Origin of the sequence: Stutzerimonas kunmingensis, assembly GCF_032106285.1 — a bacterium.
GTDB classification, from domain to species: Bacteria; Pseudomonadota; Gammaproteobacteria; order Pseudomonadales; family Pseudomonadaceae; genus Stutzerimonas; species Stutzerimonas kunmingensis_B.
This window is the reverse complement of record NZ_DAMCPO010000011.1, coordinates 127,095-146,767: the sequence shown is the minus strand read 5'-3', so window position 1 is coordinate 146,767 and position 19,673 is coordinate 127,095. Positions and strand designations below refer to the sequence as shown.

Here is a 19,673-nt window from a genome sequence, read left to right as displayed (position 1 = left end):
AGTTTTCAGTCGGCAGAACAGCCTCTACTGGGTCAGTTTTCGGTCAGCGGCAACAATGACGGCTTTTACCGTCAAGGGCCAGGAGACCTGCTGATGCCGGGAAAGCCGCATGGCGCAAGCTTTCCCAAGGAGAGATTTACCGTCAAAGACCAGTTTGGTCTCGATAGTAAACGGGAGAGTCTTAATCCGACCTCCGGTTCCTACCGTCACCCTTACCGCCAGTGCGTTCCGCTGCCCGGCGATAGCCACCGATAGATGCCGTGACGTATTTTCTTCTAAATCAATACGTTACAGCATCATATCGATAGGTACCGATAGTCCCCGAAGAACCTGATTTCACTCCCACTCGATGGTGGCCGGCGGCTTGCTCGACACATCGTAGGTCACGCGGGAGATGCCTTCGATTTCGTTGATGATGCGGTTGGACACCTTTTCCAGCAACTCATAAGGCAGGTGCGCCCAACGTGCGGTCATGAAGTCGATGGTTTCCACCGCGCGCAGCGCGACGACCCAGGCGTAGCGGCGGCCGTCGCCGACCACACCGACCGATTTCACCGGCTGGAACACCACGAAGGCCTGGCTGGTCTTGTGGTACCAGTCGAAGTTGCGCAGCTCTTCGATGAAGATGTGATCCGCGCGACGCAGCAGGTCGGCATATTCCTTCTTCACTTCGCCGAGGATGCGCACACCCAGACCCGGGCCCGGGAACGGGTGACGGTAGACCATGTCGTAGGGCAGGCCGAGCTCCAGGCCGATCTTGCGTACCTCGTCCTTGAACAGCTCACGCAGCGGCTCGACCAGCTTGAGGTTCATTTCCTCCGGCAGGCCGCCGACGTTGTGGTGCGACTTGATCACATGGGCCTTGCCGCTCTTGGCGCCGGCCGACTCGATCACGTCGGGATAGATGGTGCCCTGGGCAAGGAACTGGATGTTGTCCAGCTTGCTGGCTTCGGCATCGAACACGTCGATAAAGGTACGGCCGATGATCTTGCGCTTCTTCTCCGGGTCCGCCTCGCCTTCGAGGTTGCCAAGGAACTGCGCTTCGGCGTCGGCACGGATCACCTTGACGCCCATGTTCTCGGCGAACATGGCCATCACCTGGTCACCCTCGTGCAGGCGCAGCAGGCCGTTGTCGACGAACACGCAGGTCAGCTGATCGCCGATCGCCTTGTGCAGCAGCGCCGCGACCACCGACGAATCGACACCGCCGGAAAGGCCGAGCAGCACGTTGGCATCACCGACCTGGGCACGCACCTGGGCGATGGCGTCTTCGACGATGTTGGACGGCGTCCACAGCGCTTCGCAGCCACAGATGTCGAGAATGAAACGGGAAAGGATGCGGCCGCCCTGGCGGGTGTGAGTCACTTCCGGATGGAACTGCACGCCGTAGTAACGGCGGTCGTCGTCACCCATGGCTGCGATCGGGCAGCTCGGCGTGCTGGCGAGGATATGGAAACCTTCTGGCAGCGTGGTCACCTTGTCGCCGTGGCTCATCCACACGTCGAGGCCGAACACACCGTCGTCATCCATGTGGTCTTCGATGCCGTCGAACAGCTTCGACTTGCCGACCAGATCGACGCGGGCATAGCCGAACTCGCGAACATCGGAGCCCTGCACCTTGCCACCCAGCTGCTCGGACATGGTCTGCATGCCGTAGCAGATGCCGAACAGCGGCACACCGAGATCGAACACGGCCTGCGGCGCGCGCGGGCTGCCTGCCTCGTGAACCGACTCCGGGCCGCCGGCGAGAATGATGCCGCGTGGCGCGAAGGCACGGATGTCGTCCTCGCTCATGTCCCACGGATGCAGCTCGCAATACACGCCGATCTCGCGCACGCGGCGGGCGATCAGCTGGGTGTACTGGGAACCGAAGTCGAGGATCAGGATGCGGTGGGCGTGAATGTCTTGGTGAGCCATGAGCTTTCCTTCGGAAAGAGCCTGAAGCTGAAAGCCGGAAGCTGGAAGCCGAAGCCAGGATTTCTCCCCGCTCCCGCTGCCAGCTTCCGGCGCCTGTCTAGCTGAGCGGATCAACCCACTCGGTAATTCGGGGCTTCCTTGGTGATCTGCACGTCATGCACGTGCGACTCGGCCATGCCGGCACCGGTGATGCGCACGAACTGCGGCTTGCTGCGCATCTCGTCGACGGTGGCGCTGCCGGTATATCCCATGGAAGCACGCAGGCCGCCCATCAGCTGATGGATGATCGCAGCCAGCGAGCCCTTGTACGGTACGCGGCCTTCGATACCTTCCGGCACCAGCTTCTCGGCACCGGCGGCGGAATCCTGGAAGTAGCGATCCGAGGAGCCCTGCGCCTGGGACATGGCTCCCAGCGAACCCATGCCGCGGTAAGCCTTGTAGGAACGGCCCTGGAACAGCTCGATCTCGCCCGGCGCTTCTTCGGTACCGGCGAACATCGAACCCATCATCACGGCGTTGGCGCCGGCGACGATGGCCTTGGACAGGTCACCGGAGAAGCGGATGCCACCGTCGGCGATCATCGGCACGCCGGTGCCTTCCAGCGCGGCGGAGACGTTGGCGATGGCAGAGATCTGCGGTACGCCGACGCCGGCAACGATACGGGTGGTGCAGATCGAGCCCGGGCCGATACCGACCTTGACCGCGTCGGCGCCGGCCTTGACCAAGTCCAGCGCGGCTTCGGCGGTGGCGATGTTGCCGCCGATCACCTGCACCTGCGGGAAATTCTCCTTCACCCAGCGCACGCGGTCGATCACGCCGCGGGAGTGACCGTGAGCGGTGTCCACCACCACCACGTCGACACCGGCAGCGGCCAGCGCTTCGACGCGCTCACCGGTATCGGCGCCGGTACCGACCGCTGCGCCGACGCGCAGACGACCCTGGCTGTCCTTGGAGGCCAGCGGGTAGGTCTTGGCTTTCTCGATGTCGCGGAAGGTGACCAGGCCGCGCAGGTGGAAATTGCCGTCTACCACGAGCATCTTCTCGATGCGGTGCTTGTAGAGCTCGGTCTTGATTTCTTCCAGGGCGGTGCCTTCGAGCACGGTGACCAGCTTGTCCTTGGGCGTCATGATCGCCGCGACGGAGTCGCCGGCATTGGGTGTGAAGCGCAGGTCTCGACCAGTGACGATGCCGACCAGCTCCTTGCCAGACACTACCGGAAAGCCGGAGAAACCCAGTTCATGCGCCTTGCGCAGCAGCTCGCTGATCTTGGTTTCCGGCGTGACGGTGACCGGATCGTGAACGATGGCGGTCTCGTGACGCTTGACCTTGCGCACCTCGGCAGCCTGCTGCTCGATGCTCATGTTCTTGTGGATGATGCCGATGCCGCCTTCCTGAGCCATGGCAATGGCCAGGCGCGCTTCGGTGACGGTGTCCATGGCCGCGGAAACCAGCGGAATGTTCAGCTCGATTTCGCGGGTCAGACGGGTCTTCAGGCTGACATCCTTCGGCAAAACCTCGGAATATCCCGGGATCAGGAGAACATCATCGAAAGTCAGGGCTTCTTGGCTGATACGCAGCATGGCGGGGGCTCCCAGGCGGGAAAAAGGAAGCGCGGCATTATACCCACGCACCCCTTCACGCTCAATGCGGATGTGAGGCGCGTCGCGCACGGCGAAATGCGCGGCATCGCCGAAATGACCGACCGGTCACGGCCGATCAATCACCAGCGCCACCTTGAAGCCCAGGCGTTCGGCGAATTCATCGAGAAACGACTGGCGAAGGCCGGCCTCGCCCCAGCCATTGAAGATAAAGCCGAGATTGGAAAAGCCGCACGCCGGAATGAACAGGAAGCCGTTGATGTCGTCTTCGAAGCCACATTCCGGACAGGTGAAATTGTCGGTCTGCTTAGGCATCCACTCGTCGAGGCTTTCAAACAACGCCTCGCCAATCTCGCGACGGCATTCGGGGCAGCCTGCCTCCTCGGCGAAATCCCGTGTTGGCGTGTAGATGCAGCGCTTGGTCACCACTTCAAGGCCGTTGATGGCTTCGCCAAAAGGCATGCGATCCGGATGCTGCACGACACTGCGCGCGCCGGAAGCGATAGCGTAGCCCATGCCGCCAACGCCGCGACCGCAGGTGGTCGGCAGCGCCTCGACGATGCGCCGCTCGGCCAGCCAGCGCAGAATCATCCGCGCCTTGGCTTCGTGCGCTGGGAATGTGGAAATGCGCGGCACGATGATCGCTTGACTGTGGCTCATGGCGGCTCGGAACGGGAGATGAAGAAAGGCCGCGCAGCTTAGCGCCACCCGTTGGCCGGTCAAGGCCCGCTGGACGGAGGCGAAGCAGTTTCGGTTTGCGCCTGGCCGCGCCCGGCTTATCATCGCCGCCATGCTCAAAGATCCCTTCCAGCGTCTCAATCTCGATCGCGAAGTGCTGACCGTCAGTCAGCTCAACGGTCGCGCCCGCCTGTTGCTCGAGGACGTGTTCGCCCAGGTCTGGGTCGAAGGCGAGATTTCAAACCTCGCCCGCCCGGCTTCCGGCCACATCTATTTCACCCTCAAGGACAAGAACGCCCAGGTGCGCTGTGCGCTGTTCCGGCAGAACGCGGCGCGGGTTCGCCAGGCCCTGCGCGACGGCCTGGCGGTGCGGGTACGCGGCAAGGTCTCGCTGTTCGAGGGACGCGGCGACTACCAGCTGATTCTCGATACGCTGGAGCCGGCCGGTGACGGCGCTTTGCGCCTGGCCTTCGAGGCACTCAAGGAAAAGCTCAGCGCCGAAGGTCTGTTCGCGGCCGAACGCAAGGCCGCCCTGCCCGCCCACCCGCGACGCATTGGCATCGTCAGCTCGCCGACCGGCGCGGTGATCCGCGACATCATCTCGGTGTTCAAACGCCGCGCGCCGCAAGTCGAGCTGACGCTGATCCCCACCGCCGTGCAAGGTCGCGAAGCCACCGCGCAGATTGTCCACGCACTGCAACTGGCCGATGCCCAGGGCTTCGATGCGCTGATTCTGGCTCGCGGCGGCGGCTCGCTGGAGGACCTCTGGTGCTTCAACGAAGAAGCGGTGGCGCGCGCGGTGGATGCCTGTGTCACGCCGATTGTCAGCGCCGTGGGCCACGAAACCGATGTCTCGATCGCCGACTTCGTCGCCGACGTCCGCGCGCCAACGCCATCCGCGGCTGCCGAGCTGCTGGCACCCAGCAGCGCCGACCTGCAACACCGGCTGAGCGGGCTGCAACAGCGTCTGGTGCTGCGCATGCGTGATCGTCTGCACCGTGACGCCATGCGACTGGAAGGCCTGACCCGCCGCCTGCGCCACCCCGGCGAACGGCTGCAGCACCAGGCCCAGCGCATCGACGACCTCGAGCAGCGCCTGCTGCGCGCCGTCGACCGCCGCCTGTGCAGCGGCCGGGAGCGTCTGGCCCGCCTGGCAACACGCCTGGCCGCGCAACACCCGGGGCGTTCGCTGAATCTGTTGCTGCAGCGACTCGAACACCTCTCCTCGCGTCTGCCGCGAGCGATGCAGGCCAACCTGAAAGGCCGCCGGCAACAGCTACAGGGCCTCGCCCAGACACTTAATGTGGTCAGCCCGCTGGCCACACTCAGCCGCGGCTACAGCATTCTGCTCGACGAGCGCGGCCAGGCGATCCGCAGCGCCAGCCAGACGCAACCTGGCCAGCGCCTCAAGGCCAGGCTCGGCGAGGGCGAATTGGAGGTGCGGGTGGAAGACAATCATCTGGCACCGGTCACGCTGCCGCTGCTCTGACCGGCGGTCGCCAGATGGCCAGCCTTTTCCCCAGCGCAGCTTTACGCGAGGATGGGCCGTTTATTCCAGCGGATCCTTTCATGCCACGCCTTCTCGCCCTGCTGTTGTGCCTCGCCCTTCCCCTTTGCGCCCATGCCGAGGGCTTCATCACCCGTCTGCTGAACAAGCCTGTGCCCGGCGGCGTTGCCGTGATCGAGCTAGGTGACGACGTTAGCGCACCGCAGGCTCGCTATCAGGGCAAGCCAACCCTGGTGGTGCGTGAGGATGGCAAACGCTGGATCGCCATCGTCGGCATCCCGCTGTCGGTGAAGCCGGGCGCGCAGCAGCTGGAGATCGATGGCCGTCCCCAAGCCTTCCAGGTCGAGAGCCGCGACTATCGAGCGCAGCACATCACGCTGAAGAACCAGCGCCAGGTCAATCCCAATCCGGCAGACCTCAAGCGCATCGAGCGCGAACTGGACGAACAGACCCGCGCCTACCGGCAGTTCAGCGCCAACCAGCCAAGCAATCTGTTGTTCGATCGCCCGGTGGACGGCCCGCTGTCGTCGCCGTTCGGCCTGCGCCGTTTCTTCAACGGCGAGGAACGTAACCCGCACTCGGGCCTGGATTTCGCCGCCAAGAGCGGCACGCCGATCAAGGCACCGGCGGCCGGCAAGGTCATACTCACCGGTGACTACTTCTTCAACGGCAAGACCGTTTTCGTCGACCACGGCCAGGGGCTGATCAGCATGTTCTGCCATCTCTCCGAAATTGGCGTGAAAGTCGGCGACCAACTGGCGCGTGGCCAGGTGCTCGGCAAGGTCGGCGCGACCGGGCGTGCCACCGGCCCGCACCTGCACTGGAACGTGAGCCTGAACGATGCCCGTGTCGACCCGGCCATCTTCATCGGCGCCTACAAACCCTGAACCACGAGGAAGCACTGCGATGCGTATCAAGGCAACGGATTCCACCCTGCTGATCATCGACATCCAGGAACGCCTGTTTCCGGTGATCCTCGACAATGCAGCCATGGCCGAGCACACCGCCTGGCTGCAACAGGTGGCGCAGCGAGTCGGTGTGCCGGTGCTGCTGACCGAGCAGTACAGCAAGGGCCTCGGCCACACGATTTCGGCTCTGCGTGACAACGTCGACGAGACCGCCATTGTCGAGAAGCTGCATTTTTCCGCGGCCGGCGACGGCGAACTGTTCCAGCGCCCGGGTGGCGAACGCCGGCAGTTCGTCATCTGCGGCTGCGAGACTCACGTGTGCGTGCTGCAGACGGTGCTGGACCTGCGCGCCCGTGGCAACGAAGTCTTCGTCGTCGAAGAAGGCGTCAGCTCGCGGCGGGCCAGCGACAAGGCGCTGGCCTTGGAGCGCATGCGCCAGGCCGGCGCGGTGATCGTCTCGCGGGAGATGGTTGCCTTCGAATGGATGGAACGCGCCGGCACCGAACTGTTCAAGAGTATCAGCCGCGAATTTATCCGCTGACCAAGCCACACCGACAAGCCGGGCAGCGGCCAAGGCAATTTGCCAAGGCCGCGCCCTCACCTCTCAATGGAGATTCACATGTCTGACGATCTGGCCGGCTGGCTGGACTGGCTCAGAGCCCACCCCGAACTGCAGACGCTGCTCGCCAGTGCCACGCTGATCTTCGCCGCCTGGCTGTCCAACTGGATCGTCAAGCGCATCCTGGTGCGTGGCCTTTACCGTTTACTGCGCCACACCCGCGATGGCGAACTGCAGGATTTCGGCATCATCAAGCGGCTGTCGAACATCGTCCCCGCACTGGTGCTGTCGCTTGGCGTGACGACCGTACCGGGCCTGCCGGAAGCCGCGGTGACCGTGGTACAGAACGTCTGCGGCGGCTTCATCGTGCTGACCATCGCGCTGGCGCTCGGCGCGGTGCTCGACATCATCAACGTGGTCTACCAGCGCCGACCGGACGCGCGCCTGCACCCGATCAAGGGCTATCTGCAGGTGGTGAAGATCGTCATCTACGCGATCGCCACCATCCTCATCATCGCCACTCTGATCGACCGTTCGCCGCTGATCCTGCTCTCCGGCCTCGGTGCCATGGCGGCGGTGCTGATGCTGATCTTCCAGGACACCCTGCTTTCGCTGGTGGCCAGCGTACAGATCACCTCCAACGACCTGATCCGCGTCGGCGACTGGGTGGAAATGCCGCAGCTCAATGCCGACGGCGACGTGATCGATATCGCGCTGCATACCGTCAAGGTGCAGAACTGGGACAAGACCATCACCAGCATCCCGACCAAGCGCTTTATCTCGGATTCGTTCAAGAACTGGCGCGGCATGCAGGAAAGCGGCGGCCGGCGCATCAAGCGCAGCCTGTATCTGGATCAGCAGAGCGTGCATTTTCTCGATGCCGACGAGCGCAAGCGGCTGTATCGCTTTAGCCTGCTGGAGGATTACCTGGTCAACAAGCGCAAGGAGATCGACGAGTGGAACGCCAAGCTCGCCGAGCGTGGGCAGGAGCCGGTCAACACCCGCAGGGTGACCAATCTCGGGACCTTCCGCGCCTATGTCGAGCGCTATCTGCGCGCCCACCCCGGCGTGCACCAGAACATGACGCTGATGGTGCGCCAGCTGAGCCCGACTGCGGACGGCCTGCCACTGGAAATCTACTGCTTCACCAATACGGTGGCGTGGACGCAGTACGAAGCCATCCAGTCGGACATCTTCGACCACCTGCTGGCGATCCTGCCGGAATTCGGTCTACGGGTATTCCAGCACCCAAGCGGCGGCGATGTACGCGATTGGCGCGATTCACTGCGCCAGCCGGGCGCGCCGGCATTGCTGCAACCGGAAGGACATCCGGCCGAGGAAAGAAGTTAATCGTAGGTTGGCGCTGAGGCACGAAGCCGCTGAAACCGCCTTGAGCGCTGCCCATGCGTCATCCCTGATGCCAGCGCCGCGAGCCGCTCCAGCACGCCCCGCGCCTCAGCGCCAACCTACGTCCGGAGCGAGGCGAACCCTCGCTCCTTTACCGCCGTTGTCTCGTTAGAAGCTCATGTCGACCCGCGCCCAGTAGGTGCGGCCCGGTTCGTTGACTCGGCTGGTGGGCTCAAGGCCGTAATCGGCGAAGCCCGCACTGCCGGCTAGATTGAGATGCTCGCTGTAGGCCTTGTCCAGCAGGTTGTCGACGCCCGCACTGAGCTTGAAGTTCTTGTTCAGCCGGTAGGCGCCGTTGACCGCCAGCACGCCGAAGCCGGCGCTCTCGTCGAAGTCCTTGCCGACCACGGTGCCCTGATTCTCGGCAACCCGACCCTGCGAGGCGACCACGCGCCAGAGGCCACTGGTGCTCCAGTTGTCTCGCTCGTAGGTCAGGCCCAGACGTCCTTCCAGTGGCGGGATCTGCGGCATGGCACGATCGTCGCTGCGGTTCTTGCCCCAGGCATAGGCCAGGCTCGCATCACCCTTCCAGTTGCTGGTGAAACGGTAGCTGGCGCCCATCTCGGCTCCAGCGATGGTAGCGTCGATGTTGCTGACCTCGGCGCGAAGCATGCCGGGCATTACGCCGGGCACATAGCTGAACAGAATGTAATCCTCGACCAGGCCGGCATAGGCGGAAACCCAGGCCTCCAGCGGTCCCTTGGCGTACTGCAGGCCGACGTCCAGCTGCGTGGTCTTCTCAGGCCGCACCGAGTCGAAGGGCTGCACCGTGCCGACCGGCCCTGGATTGGAGACGAATAGCTCCCAGTAGTCGGGAAAACGCTCGGCATGGCCGAGGCCTGCATACCAGGTCGCCGGCAGGCTGACGAGCTCCTCCTCATAGCGCACGAAGCCGCTGTAGAGCGTGTCGCGACGCGTTTCACCGGCAGTAGGGTTGTCCCAGTTGCGGGAAACGATGGGCATGCTCGAAGCGTCATGACTGCGGAAGAACTCGCGCTCGTCGGTCGCTTCGTGCAGGTCCAGACGCAGGCCGCTGATGAGCTTCTCGCGCTCGCTGAGCTGCCAGGTCAGCTCGCCGAAGACGCCGTAGCTGTGCAACATCGCGTCCGGCACCCAGGGCAGTACGTCGCTTCCCGCAGCGGTGACCATCTGGTTGGCGGCGCCGGCCGGGTTCATGACCTTGCGGTGCTCGCTACGCTGGGCATCGACCCCGGCCTTGAGCTCGACATCCGTCCATTGCCAGGTGCCGACCAGCCGGCCACCCAGCGTACGTCGGTCGACCCGCGACAGCGTCGGGTTGGGCATCATCATCGACGGCACGAAATCGCGCAGGCTGTAGTTGTCCATGATGTGGTCGGCGTAGTTGTAGTAGACCTGCGCCTCCAGCCCGTAGAAGGTCTCGCCGAGATTGGTCTTCTCGAAGCGCAGCCCCAGGCTCTCACGCTGGAACTGGCTGCCGTCCATCCCGCGCCCGGCATAGCGTGCGTAGCCATCGCCGCGGCCGGCGGTCAGCTCGACCAGGGTGTCCGCATCCGGCGTCCAGCCCAGGGCGATGTCGGTGTTCCACTTGTCGTAACGCGACGGCACGGTATCGCCGTTGCCATCGGCGTAATCGTCAGCCTGGGAGCTGTTGGCCATCAGCCGCGCATAGCCCTGACTGTTGCCGGCGGCGGCGTCCAGGTTGCGGTCGAAGCGACCGTTGGAGGCGGTCAGCAAGCTGCCGTTGAGGCGATAATCCGGCTCACTGAACTGCTCCGGCTCGCGCTCGAAGAGCACGGTGGCGGCCGAGGCACCTGGCCCCCAGAGCACGCTCTGCGGCCCTTTGATGACCGTGAGCTTGTCGAAGGTGTCCGGGCTGATGTACGAGCTCGGCGAATCCATGCGATTCGGGCAGGCGCCGAGCATTTCGCCGCCGTTGGAGAGCAGTTTCAGGCGCGAGCCGAACATGCCGCGGAACACCGGATCGCCGTTGACGCCGCCGTTACGCACGGCGGAAAAGCCGGGAATGGTCTTCAGGTAGTCGGCACCGTCGCTGGCCGGCATCGGCTGACGGGGAATCTTGGGGTCGGTCACCACGGTCAGTGGGGACTGCTGGCCGACGCCGGTAATGACCATCGGCGCCAGTTCAACGGCTTCGGCGTGCTCCGCATGGCCGGCATGCTCAGCCTCCGCGGCCAGTGCGCCACTGGCGAGCATTCCCAGCAGCGCGGCATGGGCGAACTGCCAACGCAGGCGGGATGGTTGAATCGAAAAACGCTCAGACAGGCGCGCTCGCGCCGTACAGCCATGAGTAATGCTGGACATAAGAACTTCCACTTCTGCATGTGATTAGGCCGCAACGAGGCGGCTGGTTGCGGTCAGCAGTGGAGATGCGGTGGGGCGCGGGGATGGCCGCTGCTGCGTCGCAGCGCAGGAGCCTGCGGCTGCTCGGGAAGTGGGTGGAAGTAAGCCGGCGCGTGGCTAGGCAGCACCAGATCGACGGACAGGCTGAGCGGCGGATTGACCGTCAACAGCTCGCAGTAGCCGCAGAGTTCGAGCGCTGCCAGCCAGGCGGGATCGCCCGCACGTGCCTGGCCGTGATGACCGTGAGCGGTTGGCTCATGCTCGGCATGGTGATGATGCTGCGCACTGGCCTGGGCGGCCTGGACTGCCGAATACAACGGGCCGACATGGATCATCAGCATGGCGAACAGGCCAAGCCAAATGCTCATTGTCGAATACCGTTTGCGTGTCACCGGCGTGTCCTTCGTGACATGACCCTATGAAGTGGCGGGATGATCGCACAGCCTTTTCGCCCCGGCCGCTGCGACATGAGGCCGCAACAGAGTCGAGCAATCAATCTTCTCTTTTTACCTGCCAACCAGCACAAATCACCCACAAGGTCTGAATACAGCAATAAACCATCAATTTTCTATCGCGACTTGCAAGACCCAACCATGAAGCAATAGCTTTGCACCATAAACCACTGCCCGTAATGGGCAGACAAGTTGCTAGCTCGAGCTTTACCTGGGGAAACACCATGACCATGCTCAAGAACCCATCGAAAAAATATCGCGCCTTTCCGGCCATCGACATCCCGGATCGCACCTGGCCGTCGCAGGCCATCACCCAGGCACCGATCTGGCTGAGCTCGGATCTGCGCGACGGCAATCAGTCGCTGATCGAGCCAATGGATGCCGCGAAGAAGATGCGTTTCTTCAAGACACTGGTGCAGGTCGGCATCAAGGAAATCGAGGTCGGCTTCCCCTCTGCTTCGCAGACCGACTTCGACTTCGTCCGCGAGCTGATCAAAGGCAGGCACATTCCTGACGACGTCACCATCCAGGTGCTGACCCAGGCGCGCGAAGACTTGATCACCCGCACCTTCGAGTCGCTGAAGGGCGCCAAGCAGGCCATCGTCCACTACTACAACGCCACCGCGCCGAGTTTCCGCCGCATCGTCTTCAATCAGGACAAGGCCGGCGTGGTGAACATCGCGGTCAACGCGGCACAGATCATCAAGCGCCTGGCTGCGCAGAACCCGGAAACCGCCTGGCGGTTCGAGTACTCGCCGGAGATCTTCAGTTCCACCGAGCCGGAGTTCGTCGTCGAAGTCTGCAACGCGGTGATCGAGGTGTTCCAGCCGACGCCCGAGCAGAAGCTGATCCTCAACCTGCCGGCCACGGTGGAAGCCGCCACGCCCAATATCTACGCCGACCAGATCGAGTGGTTCTGCCGCCACGTCGACCGTCGCGACAGCGTGCTGGTCAGCCTGCACACCCACAACGACCGCGGCACCGGCGTGGCCGCCACCGAGCTGGGCCTGATGGCCGGCGCTGATCGCGTCGAAGGCTGCCTGTTCGGCAATGGCGAGCGCACCGGCAACGTCGACCTGGTCACCGTGGCGCTGAACATGTACACCCAGGGCATCGACCCGCAACTGGACTTCTCCGACATCGACGCCGTGCGCAAGGTGGTCGAGGAATGCAACCAGTTGCCGGTACACCCGCGCCATCCCTATGTCGGTGATCTGGTGCATACCGCGTTCTCCGGCTCGCACCAGGATGCGATCCGCAAGGGCTTTTCCCTGCAGGACCCGGAAGGCGTCTGGGAGGTGCCGTATCTGCCAATCGACCCGGCCGACATCGGCCGCAGCTACGAGGCGGTGATTCGCGTCAACAGCCAGTCCGGCAAGGGCGGCATCACCTTCCTGCTCGAGCAGGAATACGGCATCAGCCTGCCGCGGCGCATGCAGATCGAGTTCAGCCAGGTGGTGCAGCAGGAAACCGACCGCCTGGGCCTGGAGATGAGTGCCAAACAGATCTACGCGCTGCTGGAAGCCGAGTACCTGCAGGCCACCGCGCCGTACACGCTCAAGGGCCATCGTCTGCAGGAAGAGAACGGCACCAGTGCGGTGGATGTGGAAGTCGCGACCGATGGCGAGATCGCTCACTGGCGCGGCATCGGCAAGGGGCCGCTGGAAGCGCTGGTCGCCGCGTTGCCAGTGAAGCTGGAGATCATGGACTACCACGAGCATTCCATCGGCGCCGGCAGCAACGCCAAGGCCGCTGCTTATATCGAGGTACGCCTGGACGGCGAGCGCCCGCTGCACGGTATCGGCATCGACGAAAACATCACCACCGCCAGCATCCGTGCGCTGTTCAGTGCCATGAACCGGGCCTTGCGAGAGGCGCGGGAGCAGGCCGCCTGAGCCCCTGCGGCGAAGCCCATCGGGCTCGCCATTCCTGAGTGCCACGCCGGCAAGCTCGTCCCGCCGGCGCCATCACTGATGGCGCCGGCACCTTGCTACAGCACCGCCACGCGTCGCCGGTCGCGACCAGCAGCGGTGAACGACTGAACTGTTCGCCTCCCAATACCCTCCCAACTCAGCCAGCCAAGCCCCGGCAATTCGGCAGAAACACGTCAGCCATCGGCAGGATTGTGCAAACGCTCCTGTTTCCGGTGCCATTAGGCTTGGCCTCTGCAAATCCCGAACGAACAAAGGAGCCGTCATGAGCAACAGCATCGGTTACGCCGCCCTCGACCCGAGCGCCCCGCTCGCCCCCTACTCGTTTTCGCGCCGCGAAGTTGGGCCTAACGATGTACGGATCGAGATTCTCTTCTGCGGCGTCTGCCATTCGGACCTGCATACCGCACGCAATGAGTGGAACAACACGCTGTATCCATCCGTGCCCGGCCACGAGATCGTCGGCCGCGTGAGCGCGGTCGGCGCGAACGTCAGCAAGTTCAAGGCGGGCGATATCGCCGGCGTCGGCTGCCTGGTCGACAGCTGCCGCAGCTGCTCCTCCTGTGGCGAGGGGCTGGAGCAGTATTGCGAGAACGGCTTCGTCGGCACCTACAACGGTCCAGCCTTCGGCGGTGGCGAGAACACCCTTGGCGGCTATTCCGACAACATCGTGGTGGACGAAAAGTACGTGCTACGCATCAACCACACCGACAACCTCGCCGCCGTCGCGCCGCTGCTTTGCGCGGGCATCACCACCTATTCGCCGCTGCGCCAGTGGAAGGTCGGCCCGGGGCAGAAGGTCGGTGTAGTTGGCCTCGGCGGTCTTGGCCATATGGCGGTGAAGATCGCCAACGCCATGGGTGCAAAGGTCGTGCTGTTCACCACCTCGCCGGACAAGCGGGAAGATGCGCTGCGCCTCGGCGCGTCGGAAGTGGTGGTGTCGAAGAACAAGGAGGAGATGGCTGCGCACGTCAACAGCTTCGACTTCATTCTCAACACCGTTGCCGCGCCGCACAACCTCGATGCGTTCGTGAATCTGCTCAAGCGCGACGCCACGATGACGCTGGTCGGCGCACCGGCTTCGCCGCACCCGTCGCCCAGCGTGTTCGGCCTGATCTTCAAGCGCCGCCGCATCGCCGGCTCGCTGATCGGCGGCATCGCCGAAACCCAGGAGATGCTCGACTTCTGCGCCGAGCACGGCATCGTCTCGGACATCGAGATGATCCGCATGCAGGACATCAACGAAGCCTACGAGCGCATGCTCAAGAGCGACGTGAAGTACCGCTTCGTCATCGACATGGCCACCCTGAAAGCGGCCTGACCGCTCGGCTGGCGAGCCTGCGGGCGCGCCAGCCCTTCCCTCTTTCATGCGCAGCCGCTAAGGTCGCCGGCCTTCGTCGTGGAGGCGGTATGCGCTATCTGATCTTCGTCACCCTGCTCTGGGCCTTTTCCTTCAACCTGATCGGCGTCTACCTGGCCGGCCAGGTGGACAGCTATTTCGCAGTGCTGACCCGAGTGATTCTCGCCGGCCTGGTGTTCCTGCCGCTAACCCGCTGGCGCGGTGTCGCCCCCGGCTTCATCGCCGGCGTGACCCTGGTCGGCGCGCTGCAGTTCGGCGTGACGTATCTCTGCCTGTACATGAGTTTCAACGTGCTGACGGTCGCCGAAGTACTGCTGTTCACCGTGCTCACGCCGCTGCACGTGACGCTGATCGACGACGCGCTCAACCGTCGCTTCAACCCCTGGGCGCTGGTCGCGGCAGCCGTCGCGGTGTTCGGCGCCGGGCTCATCCGTTACGACGGGGTTTCCGGTGATTTTCTCGGCGGCTTCCTGCTCATGCAACTGGCCAACTTCACCTTCGCCGCCGGCCAAGTGTTCTACAAGCATCTGGCGCAGCGTTACCCCTCTGACGTGCCGTTGCATCGCCGCTTCGGCTACTTCTTCCTCGGCGCACTACTGATCGTGCTGCCGGCCTGGCTGCTGTTCGGTAACGTCGAGAAACTGCCGACTACCACGACGCAGTGGTCCGTACTGATCTGGATGGGCGTGCTGGCCGCCGCGCTGGGCCAGTTCTACTGGAACAAGGGCGCGACGCTGGTGGATGCCGGAACCCTGGCGGTGATGAACAACATGGCGGTGCCGGTGGGTCTGCTGCTCAACCTGCTGTTCTGGGGCACCACGACCAACCTGATACTGCTCGCCGTCGGCGGCGCGATCATTCTCGCCTCTCTGCAGATCAACCGCCTGGGCCGCATGAAGGCCTGGTGACATCATGCAAGTTATTGTTTTTTATTACTTTTACTTAAACGAAAGGTAAGATGCCGGCCCGCGCATGGATGCGACACTCGTTCAGTTGTCGAGAATTCCATGCGCCGCCTCAGTCTCTTTCTGCTTGCTCTGTTCTACTGCACCAACACTTACGCCGATGCGCCTCGCACCTTCCGCGAAGCGAAGAAGGTCGCCTGGACGCTCTATGCCGACCGACCGGTGGACTTCTACTGCGGCTGCAGCTTCAAGGGCAATCGCATCGACCTGCGCAGCTGCGGCTATGTCCCGCGCAAGCAACCCAAGCGCGCTCAACGGGTGGAGTGGGAGCACGTCGTCCCGGCCTGGGTCATCGGCCATCAGCGTCAGTGCTGGCAACAGGGCGGGCGCAAGCAGTGCACCGCCAAAGACCCCATCTTCAGCCTGGCCGAGGCCGACCTGCACAACCTGGTTCCGGTGGTCGGCGAGGTGAACGGCGACCGCAGCAACTTCGGCTTCGGCATGCTCAACGAAAAGCCCAGCCAGTACGGTGCCTGTCCCTTCGTGGTGAACTTCAAGCAGCGCACGGCCATGCCACCCGAGTACAGCCGCGGTGCCATCGCCCGCACCTATCTGTACATGAGCGAGCGCTACAAACTGCGCCTGTCGAAACAGGACCGGCGCCTGTACGACATCTGGAACCGCCAGCATCCGGTCAGCGAATGGGAGCGCACGCGCAACCAGCGCATCGCCTGCGTGCAGGGCAATGCCAATGCCTATGTCGGTGTCGTCGACCTGCGGCGCTGCAAACGTTCGATCTCCCGCTCGGCAGCGGCGCCCGCCCGCCAGGGTTGAAGCGCCCTGACCCTGCGTCCGGTTGCAGGCCGACTGGCTCCCCGGCATGCTGCCGGCTGGATCGATCACGACGGCTAACTCGATGCAGGACAGAACACTCTATTCAACGCTGGGGTTGGTAGTGCTGCTGGCGCTGGCTTGCTCCGCGATCGCTCCGTATGACCGTGCCACCTGGTTGCTGGAAGTCGCTCCGGTACTGATCGCTGCGCCCTTGCTGCTGTGGAGCCACCAGCGCCTGCCGCTGACGCGACTGCTCTACGTGGTGATCGCCGTTCATGCGCTGATCCTGATCCTCGGCGGCACCTACACCTACGCGCGGGTACCACCGGGATTCTGGGTGCAGGAATGGTTCGACCTCAGCCGCAATCCCTATGACAAGCTCGGCCATTTCATTCAGGGTGTGACGCCCGCGCTGCTGGCACGGGAGATCCTGCTCCGCCTGCGCTTCGTCGCGCCAGGAAAGATGCTCGGCTTTCTCGCACTTTGTGTCGCGTTGGCCTTCAGCGCCTTCTATGAGCTGATCGAGTGGTGGGTGGCGCTCATCGCCGGCCAGGGCGCGGAGGATTTTCTCGGCACCCAGGGCGATCCATGGGATACCCAATCGGACATGTTCATGGCACTGCTCGGCGCTCTCCTGTCCGTCACCCTCATGGCGCGCCTGCAGGATCGTCAGATTCGCGGCATGAGTCGCGCAGACGCGACGGCGTAGCCCAATGCTCTATCGAGTTGGCGCGGACACCGTGTTGCTCCTGCACCTCGGGTTCATTCTCTTCGTGCTGTTTGGCGGCTTGCTGGTCGCATGGAAACGCGGCTTCGTGTTGCTGCACATTCCGGCGATCGTCTGGGGCGTTTTCGTCGAGCTGACCGGGAGGCCGTGTCCGCTGACGTACTGGGAGAATCTGCTGCGACGGCTGGCGGGTGACGCGGGGTATGAGGCGGGCTTTATCGAGCACTACCTGCTGCCATTGATCTACCCGGCCTGGCTGAGCATACCGGTGCAATATGTGCTGGCGGCAATAGTGCTGCTGGTCAATCTGCTGATCTATGGCTGGCTGTTGTGGCGTCGACGGCGCCACAGCACAACGCACTAACCAGCGGGTGCCCGGCCGCCAGGGTGGGCGCCTCCCCACAACAGCCGTTCACGCTCCCCGCCGTTAGCGCAGCACCTCGCTGCCTCGCCTTAGTGCAGCAGGCTATCGCCCGAGGTCCGGGCCTAGGGTTTGAGCTCGAACTGATCGCCATCGTGGTAGGCCGGGAAGCGCTCGCGGAACGCCGCCAGATCGCGTGAGCGCAGCGTGCAGCGCAACACGGCATCACGCTCTTCGCCGTTCAGCAGCGTGTCACCCTTGAAGTCGAGCACCTGGCTGTCGCCACTATAGGGATAGCCCTTGCCGTCTTCGCCGACCCGGTTGACCGCCGCGACATAGCACAGATTCTCGATGGCCCGAGCCGGCAGCAGGCGATTCCAGGCATCGCGGCGCGCGGCTGGCCAGTTCGCCGTATAGAGCAGCAGGTCGGTGCCGTGTGGATCGCGGCTCCACACCGGGAAGCGCAGGTCGTAGCAGATCAGCGGGCGCACGCGCCAACCGTTCACCTCGAACAGCGCCTGCTGCTGCCCAGGTGTGTAGTGCTTGTGCTCACCCGCCATGCGGAACAGATGACGCTTGTCGTAGTGCAGCACCTCACCATCCGGGCGCGCCCAGAGCAGTCGGTTGCGGTGACTGCCGTCGGCCGCCTCGATGATCACGCTGCCGGTGATCACCGTATCCAGTCGCGCGGCCTGAGCGCGCAGCCAGGCGTAGGTCCGCCCCTCTTCCGGCTCGGCCAGCGCGGCCGAATCCATGGAAAAACCGGTGGTGAACATCTCCGGCAGGACGATCAGGTCCGCACCGCTGGCCTGATCCAGCAGTACGGCGAAGCGCTCGCGGTTGGCCGCAGCGTCCTGCCAGATCAGGCTGGTTTGCACCAGCGCCAGTTCGAGGTCGGGCAGATTGTTCAGATCGCGCATAGTCTTTCCGCCGCCTGACGCAGCGTCTCCTCTCGTTTGGCGAAGCAGAAGCGCACCAGCCTCAGATCGGCCGGGGGGCTCTGGTAGAAAACCGAAATCGGAATGCTCGCAACCCCGTGCTCGCGGGTCAGCCACTCAGCCATGGCGACGTCATCCAGATCAGGACGGATAGCCGAATAGTCGGCGAGCTGGAAGTAGGTTCCGGTGGCACGGGTAAAGCTGAAGCGCGAGCCCGCCAGCAGGTCACAGAATAGATCGCGCTTGGCCTGATAGAACGCCGGTAGCTCGCTGATGTGCTCGGGATGCTCGGCCATGAAATCGGCCAACGCCCACTGCAGCGGCGTGACACCGGTGAAACTGACGTACTGGTGCACCTTGCGCAGCTCGCTGCTGAGTGCAGGCGGCGCCACCACGTATCCAGTCTTCCAGCCGGTGACATGGTAGGTCTTGCCGAAAGAGCTGACGACGAATGCGCGCTGATAGAGCTCATCGTGGCGCAGCACGCTGGCATGCTCGCGGCCGTCGAACACAAGATGCTCGTAGACCTCGTCGCTGAGCAGATAGATGTCACGCTCGCGGATCAGCGCCGCCAGACGTTCGAGATCATCAGCATCGATCAATGCACCGCTGGGGTTGTGCGGCGTATTCAGCACGATCATCCGCGTGCGCGGGGTAATGGCATCGGCCAGGCGCTGCCAATCGATATGGAAATCCGGCAGGCTCAGTTGCTGGTGAATGCAGACGCCACCAGCCAGCTGCACCGATGGCTCGTAGCTGTCATAGCACGGATCGAAGACGATGACCTCGTCACCCGGCCGGATCACTGCCTGGATCGCACAGAAGATCGCCTGGGTAGCACCCGGGGTAATCGTGACCTCGGTGGCGGCATCCACTTTCCGTCCGTACAGCCCGGCTACCTTCACCGCGACCTGCTCACGCAGCGCCGGCAATCCGGTCATCGGTGCGTACTGGTTGTGTCCCGCCATGACGTGGCGGGCCAGTGCCTCGCGCAGCGCGTCGGGGCCATCGAAATCGGGAAAGCCCTGGGAGAGATTCAGCGCACCGGCGTCCGCGGCCAGCTGGGACATGGTGGTGAAGATGGTCGTGCCAACGTTGGGCAGTTTACTGATGAGCATGTCAGCCTTCCGACAAGCCTGCCGCACGGGGGTTCGGCAGGAAGGCAAACAGGATAGCCGAACAGCGATGCACGATACGAGGGTGCACGGCGCCTGCCATCGGGCTGCTACAGTGCAGCGAACGAGCACC

General features: G+C 63.8%; 18 protein-coding genes. 11 read left to right on the top strand and 7 right to left on the bottom strand.

The window, feature by feature from the left end; genetic code table 11:
- The coding region (locus RT582_RS11240) for a hypothetical protein (RefSeq protein ID WP_313477419.1) at positions 1 to 255 on the top strand (255 nt) is incomplete at its 5' end.
- Positions 256 to 336: 81 nt separating this feature from the next.
- Here the strand turns inward: RT582_RS11240 and guaA are convergent.
- The 3 genes from guaA to RT582_RS11225 all read right to left on the bottom strand — a co-directional run bounded on the left by guaA (position 337) and on the right by RT582_RS11225 (position 4,175).
- The gene (gene guaA, locus RT582_RS11235) at positions 337 to 1,917 is read right to left on the bottom strand and encodes a glutamine-hydrolyzing GMP synthase (RefSeq protein ID WP_042928273.1); all 1,581 of its coding nucleotides are present in this window, start codon (positions 1,915 to 1,917) and stop codon (positions 337 to 339) included.
- Between the two features lie 110 nt (positions 1,918 to 2,027).
- Positions 2,028 to 3,497, bottom strand: coding sequence for an IMP dehydrogenase (gene guaB, locus RT582_RS11230; RefSeq protein ID WP_014819490.1), 1,470 nt, complete (start codon positions 3,495 to 3,497; stop codon positions 2,028 to 2,030).
- 126 nt (positions 3,498 to 3,623) lie between these two features.
- Entirely contained in the window at positions 3,624 to 4,175 is a 552-nt protein-coding gene (locus tag RT582_RS11225) for a hypothetical protein (RefSeq protein WP_046620509.1), read from the bottom strand.
- A 130-nt stretch (positions 4,176 to 4,305) separates the two neighbouring features.
- On the opposite strand from RT582_RS11225, the gene xseA reads away from it, so the two are divergent.
- From xseA to RT582_RS11205, 4 genes are all read left to right on the top strand, one after another.
- Complete coding sequence (xseA, locus tag RT582_RS11220; RefSeq protein ID WP_090523462.1) at positions 4,306 to 5,682, top strand: exodeoxyribonuclease VII large subunit; 1,377 nt, start codon at positions 4,306 to 4,308, stop codon at positions 5,680 to 5,682.
- Between the two features lie 80 nt (positions 5,683 to 5,762).
- The gene (locus RT582_RS11215; RefSeq protein WP_090523459.1) at positions 5,763 to 6,587 is read left to right on the top strand and encodes a M23 family metallopeptidase; all 825 of its coding nucleotides are present in this window, start codon (positions 5,763 to 5,765) and stop codon (positions 6,585 to 6,587) included.
- A gap of 19 nt (positions 6,588 to 6,606) precedes the next feature.
- Positions 6,607 to 7,149, top strand: coding sequence for a hydrolase (locus RT582_RS11210; protein ID WP_046620499.1), 543 nt, complete (start codon positions 6,607 to 6,609; stop codon positions 7,147 to 7,149).
- A 78-nt stretch (positions 7,150 to 7,227) separates the two neighbouring features.
- On the top strand, positions 7,228 to 8,517 hold the full coding sequence (locus tag RT582_RS11205; protein WP_090523457.1) for a mechanosensitive ion channel family protein: 1,290 nt from the start codon (positions 7,228 to 7,230) through the stop codon (positions 8,515 to 8,517).
- A gap of 165 nt (positions 8,518 to 8,682) precedes the next feature.
- On the opposite strand, the gene RT582_RS11200 is transcribed toward RT582_RS11205, so the two are convergent.
- Positions 8,683 to 10,878: a TonB-dependent copper receptor gene (locus tag RT582_RS11200; RefSeq protein WP_125898152.1), complete on the bottom strand. Its 2,196-nt coding sequence runs from the start codon at positions 10,876 to 10,878 to the stop codon at positions 8,683 to 8,685.
- A gap of 53 nt (positions 10,879 to 10,931) precedes the next feature.
- Positions 10,932 to 11,285, bottom strand: coding sequence for a DUF2946 domain-containing protein (locus RT582_RS11195; RefSeq protein WP_125898151.1), 354 nt, complete (start codon positions 11,283 to 11,285; stop codon positions 10,932 to 10,934).
- Positions 11,286 to 11,593: 308 nt separating this feature from the next.
- Here RT582_RS11195 and leuA point away from each other — a divergent pair, with 308 nt between their 5' ends.
- From leuA to RT582_RS11165, 6 genes are all read left to right on the top strand, one after another.
- A complete protein-coding gene (gene leuA, locus RT582_RS11190; protein WP_313477414.1) occupies positions 11,594 to 13,264 on the top strand; it encodes a 2-isopropylmalate synthase in 1,671 nt (556 codons plus the stop codon).
- A 301-nt stretch (positions 13,265 to 13,565) separates the two neighbouring features.
- Positions 13,566 to 14,621, top strand: coding sequence for an NAD(P)-dependent alcohol dehydrogenase (locus tag RT582_RS11185; protein WP_023446535.1), 1,056 nt, complete (start codon positions 13,566 to 13,568; stop codon positions 14,619 to 14,621).
- A gap of 89 nt (positions 14,622 to 14,710) precedes the next feature.
- On the top strand, positions 14,711 to 15,568 hold the full coding sequence (locus tag RT582_RS11180) for a carboxylate/amino acid/amine transporter (RefSeq protein WP_044315456.1): 858 nt from the start codon (positions 14,711 to 14,713) through the stop codon (positions 15,566 to 15,568).
- Positions 15,569 to 15,667: 99 nt separating this feature from the next.
- Positions 15,668 to 16,399: an endonuclease gene (locus RT582_RS11175; RefSeq protein WP_044315455.1), complete on the top strand. Its 732-nt coding sequence runs from the start codon at positions 15,668 to 15,670 to the stop codon at positions 16,397 to 16,399.
- 82 nt (positions 16,400 to 16,481) lie between these two features.
- Positions 16,482 to 17,108 carry a DUF2238 domain-containing protein gene (locus RT582_RS11170; RefSeq protein WP_042928285.1) on the top strand — a complete coding sequence of 209 codons (627 nt, stop codon included), beginning with the start codon at positions 16,482 to 16,484 and terminating at the stop codon, positions 17,106 to 17,108.
- Between the two features lie 4 nt (positions 17,109 to 17,112).
- Positions 17,113 to 17,490, top strand: coding sequence for a DUF2784 domain-containing protein (locus RT582_RS11165; protein WP_044315454.1), 378 nt, complete (start codon positions 17,113 to 17,115; stop codon positions 17,488 to 17,490).
- Positions 17,491 to 17,612: 122 nt separating this feature from the next.
- On the opposite strand, the gene RT582_RS11160 is transcribed toward RT582_RS11165, so the two are convergent.
- Positions 17,613 to 18,407 (bottom strand): amidohydrolase, encoded by a 795-nt coding sequence (locus RT582_RS11160; protein ID WP_023446539.1) that lies wholly within the window; start codon positions 18,405 to 18,407, stop codon positions 17,613 to 17,615.
- On the bottom strand, positions 18,395 to 19,543 hold the full coding sequence (locus RT582_RS11155; protein ID WP_044315453.1) for a pyridoxal phosphate-dependent aminotransferase: 1,149 nt from the start codon (positions 19,541 to 19,543) through the stop codon (positions 18,395 to 18,397). Before RT582_RS11155 ends, RT582_RS11160 begins: the two co-directional genes overlap by 13 nt.
- Between the last annotated feature and the right edge of the window lie 130 nt (positions 19,544 to 19,673).

Bases quoted from the DNA above. Each gene is read 5' to 3' on its own strand.
- guaA (WP_042928273.1), bottom strand. From the start codon at position 1,917: ATGGCTCACCAAGACATTCACGCCCACCGCATCCTGATCCTCGACTTC.
- guaB (WP_014819490.1), bottom strand. From the start codon at position 3,497: ATGCTGCGTATCAGCCAAGAAGCCCTGACTTTCGATGATGTTCTCCTG.
- RT582_RS11225 (WP_046620509.1), bottom strand. From the start codon at position 4,175: ATGAGCCACAGTCAAGCGATCATCGTGCCGCGCATTTCCACATTCCCA.
- xseA (WP_090523462.1), top strand. From the start codon at position 4,306: ATGCTCAAAGATCCCTTCCAGCGTCTCAATCTCGATCGCGAAGTGCTG.
- RT582_RS11215 (WP_090523459.1), top strand. From the start codon at position 5,763: ATGCCACGCCTTCTCGCCCTGCTGTTGTGCCTCGCCCTTCCCCTTTGC.
- RT582_RS11210 (WP_046620499.1), top strand. From the start codon at position 6,607: ATGCGTATCAAGGCAACGGATTCCACCCTGCTGATCATCGACATCCAG.
- RT582_RS11205 (WP_090523457.1), top strand. From the start codon at position 7,228: ATGTCTGACGATCTGGCCGGCTGGCTGGACTGGCTCAGAGCCCACCCC.
- RT582_RS11200 (WP_125898152.1), bottom strand. From the start codon at position 10,878: ATGTCCAGCATTACTCATGGCTGTACGGCGCGAGCGCGCCTGTCTGAG.
- RT582_RS11195 (WP_125898151.1), bottom strand. From the start codon at position 11,285: ATGAGCATTTGGCTTGGCCTGTTCGCCATGCTGATGATCCATGTCGGC.
- leuA (WP_313477414.1), top strand. From the start codon at position 11,594: ATGACCATGCTCAAGAACCCATCGAAAAAATATCGCGCCTTTCCGGCC.
- RT582_RS11185 (WP_023446535.1), top strand. From the start codon at position 13,566: ATGAGCAACAGCATCGGTTACGCCGCCCTCGACCCGAGCGCCCCGCTC.
- RT582_RS11180 (WP_044315456.1), top strand. From the start codon at position 14,711: ATGCGCTATCTGATCTTCGTCACCCTGCTCTGGGCCTTTTCCTTCAAC.
- RT582_RS11175 (WP_044315455.1), top strand. From the start codon at position 15,668: ATGCGCCGCCTCAGTCTCTTTCTGCTTGCTCTGTTCTACTGCACCAAC.
- RT582_RS11170 (WP_042928285.1), top strand. From the start codon at position 16,482: ATGCAGGACAGAACACTCTATTCAACGCTGGGGTTGGTAGTGCTGCTG.
- RT582_RS11165 (WP_044315454.1), top strand. From the start codon at position 17,113: ATGCTCTATCGAGTTGGCGCGGACACCGTGTTGCTCCTGCACCTCGGG.
- RT582_RS11160 (WP_023446539.1), bottom strand. From the start codon at position 18,407: ATGCGCGATCTGAACAATCTGCCCGACCTCGAACTGGCGCTGGTGCAA.
- RT582_RS11155 (WP_044315453.1), bottom strand. From the start codon at position 19,543: ATGCTCATCAGTAAACTGCCCAACGTTGGCACGACCATCTTCACCACC.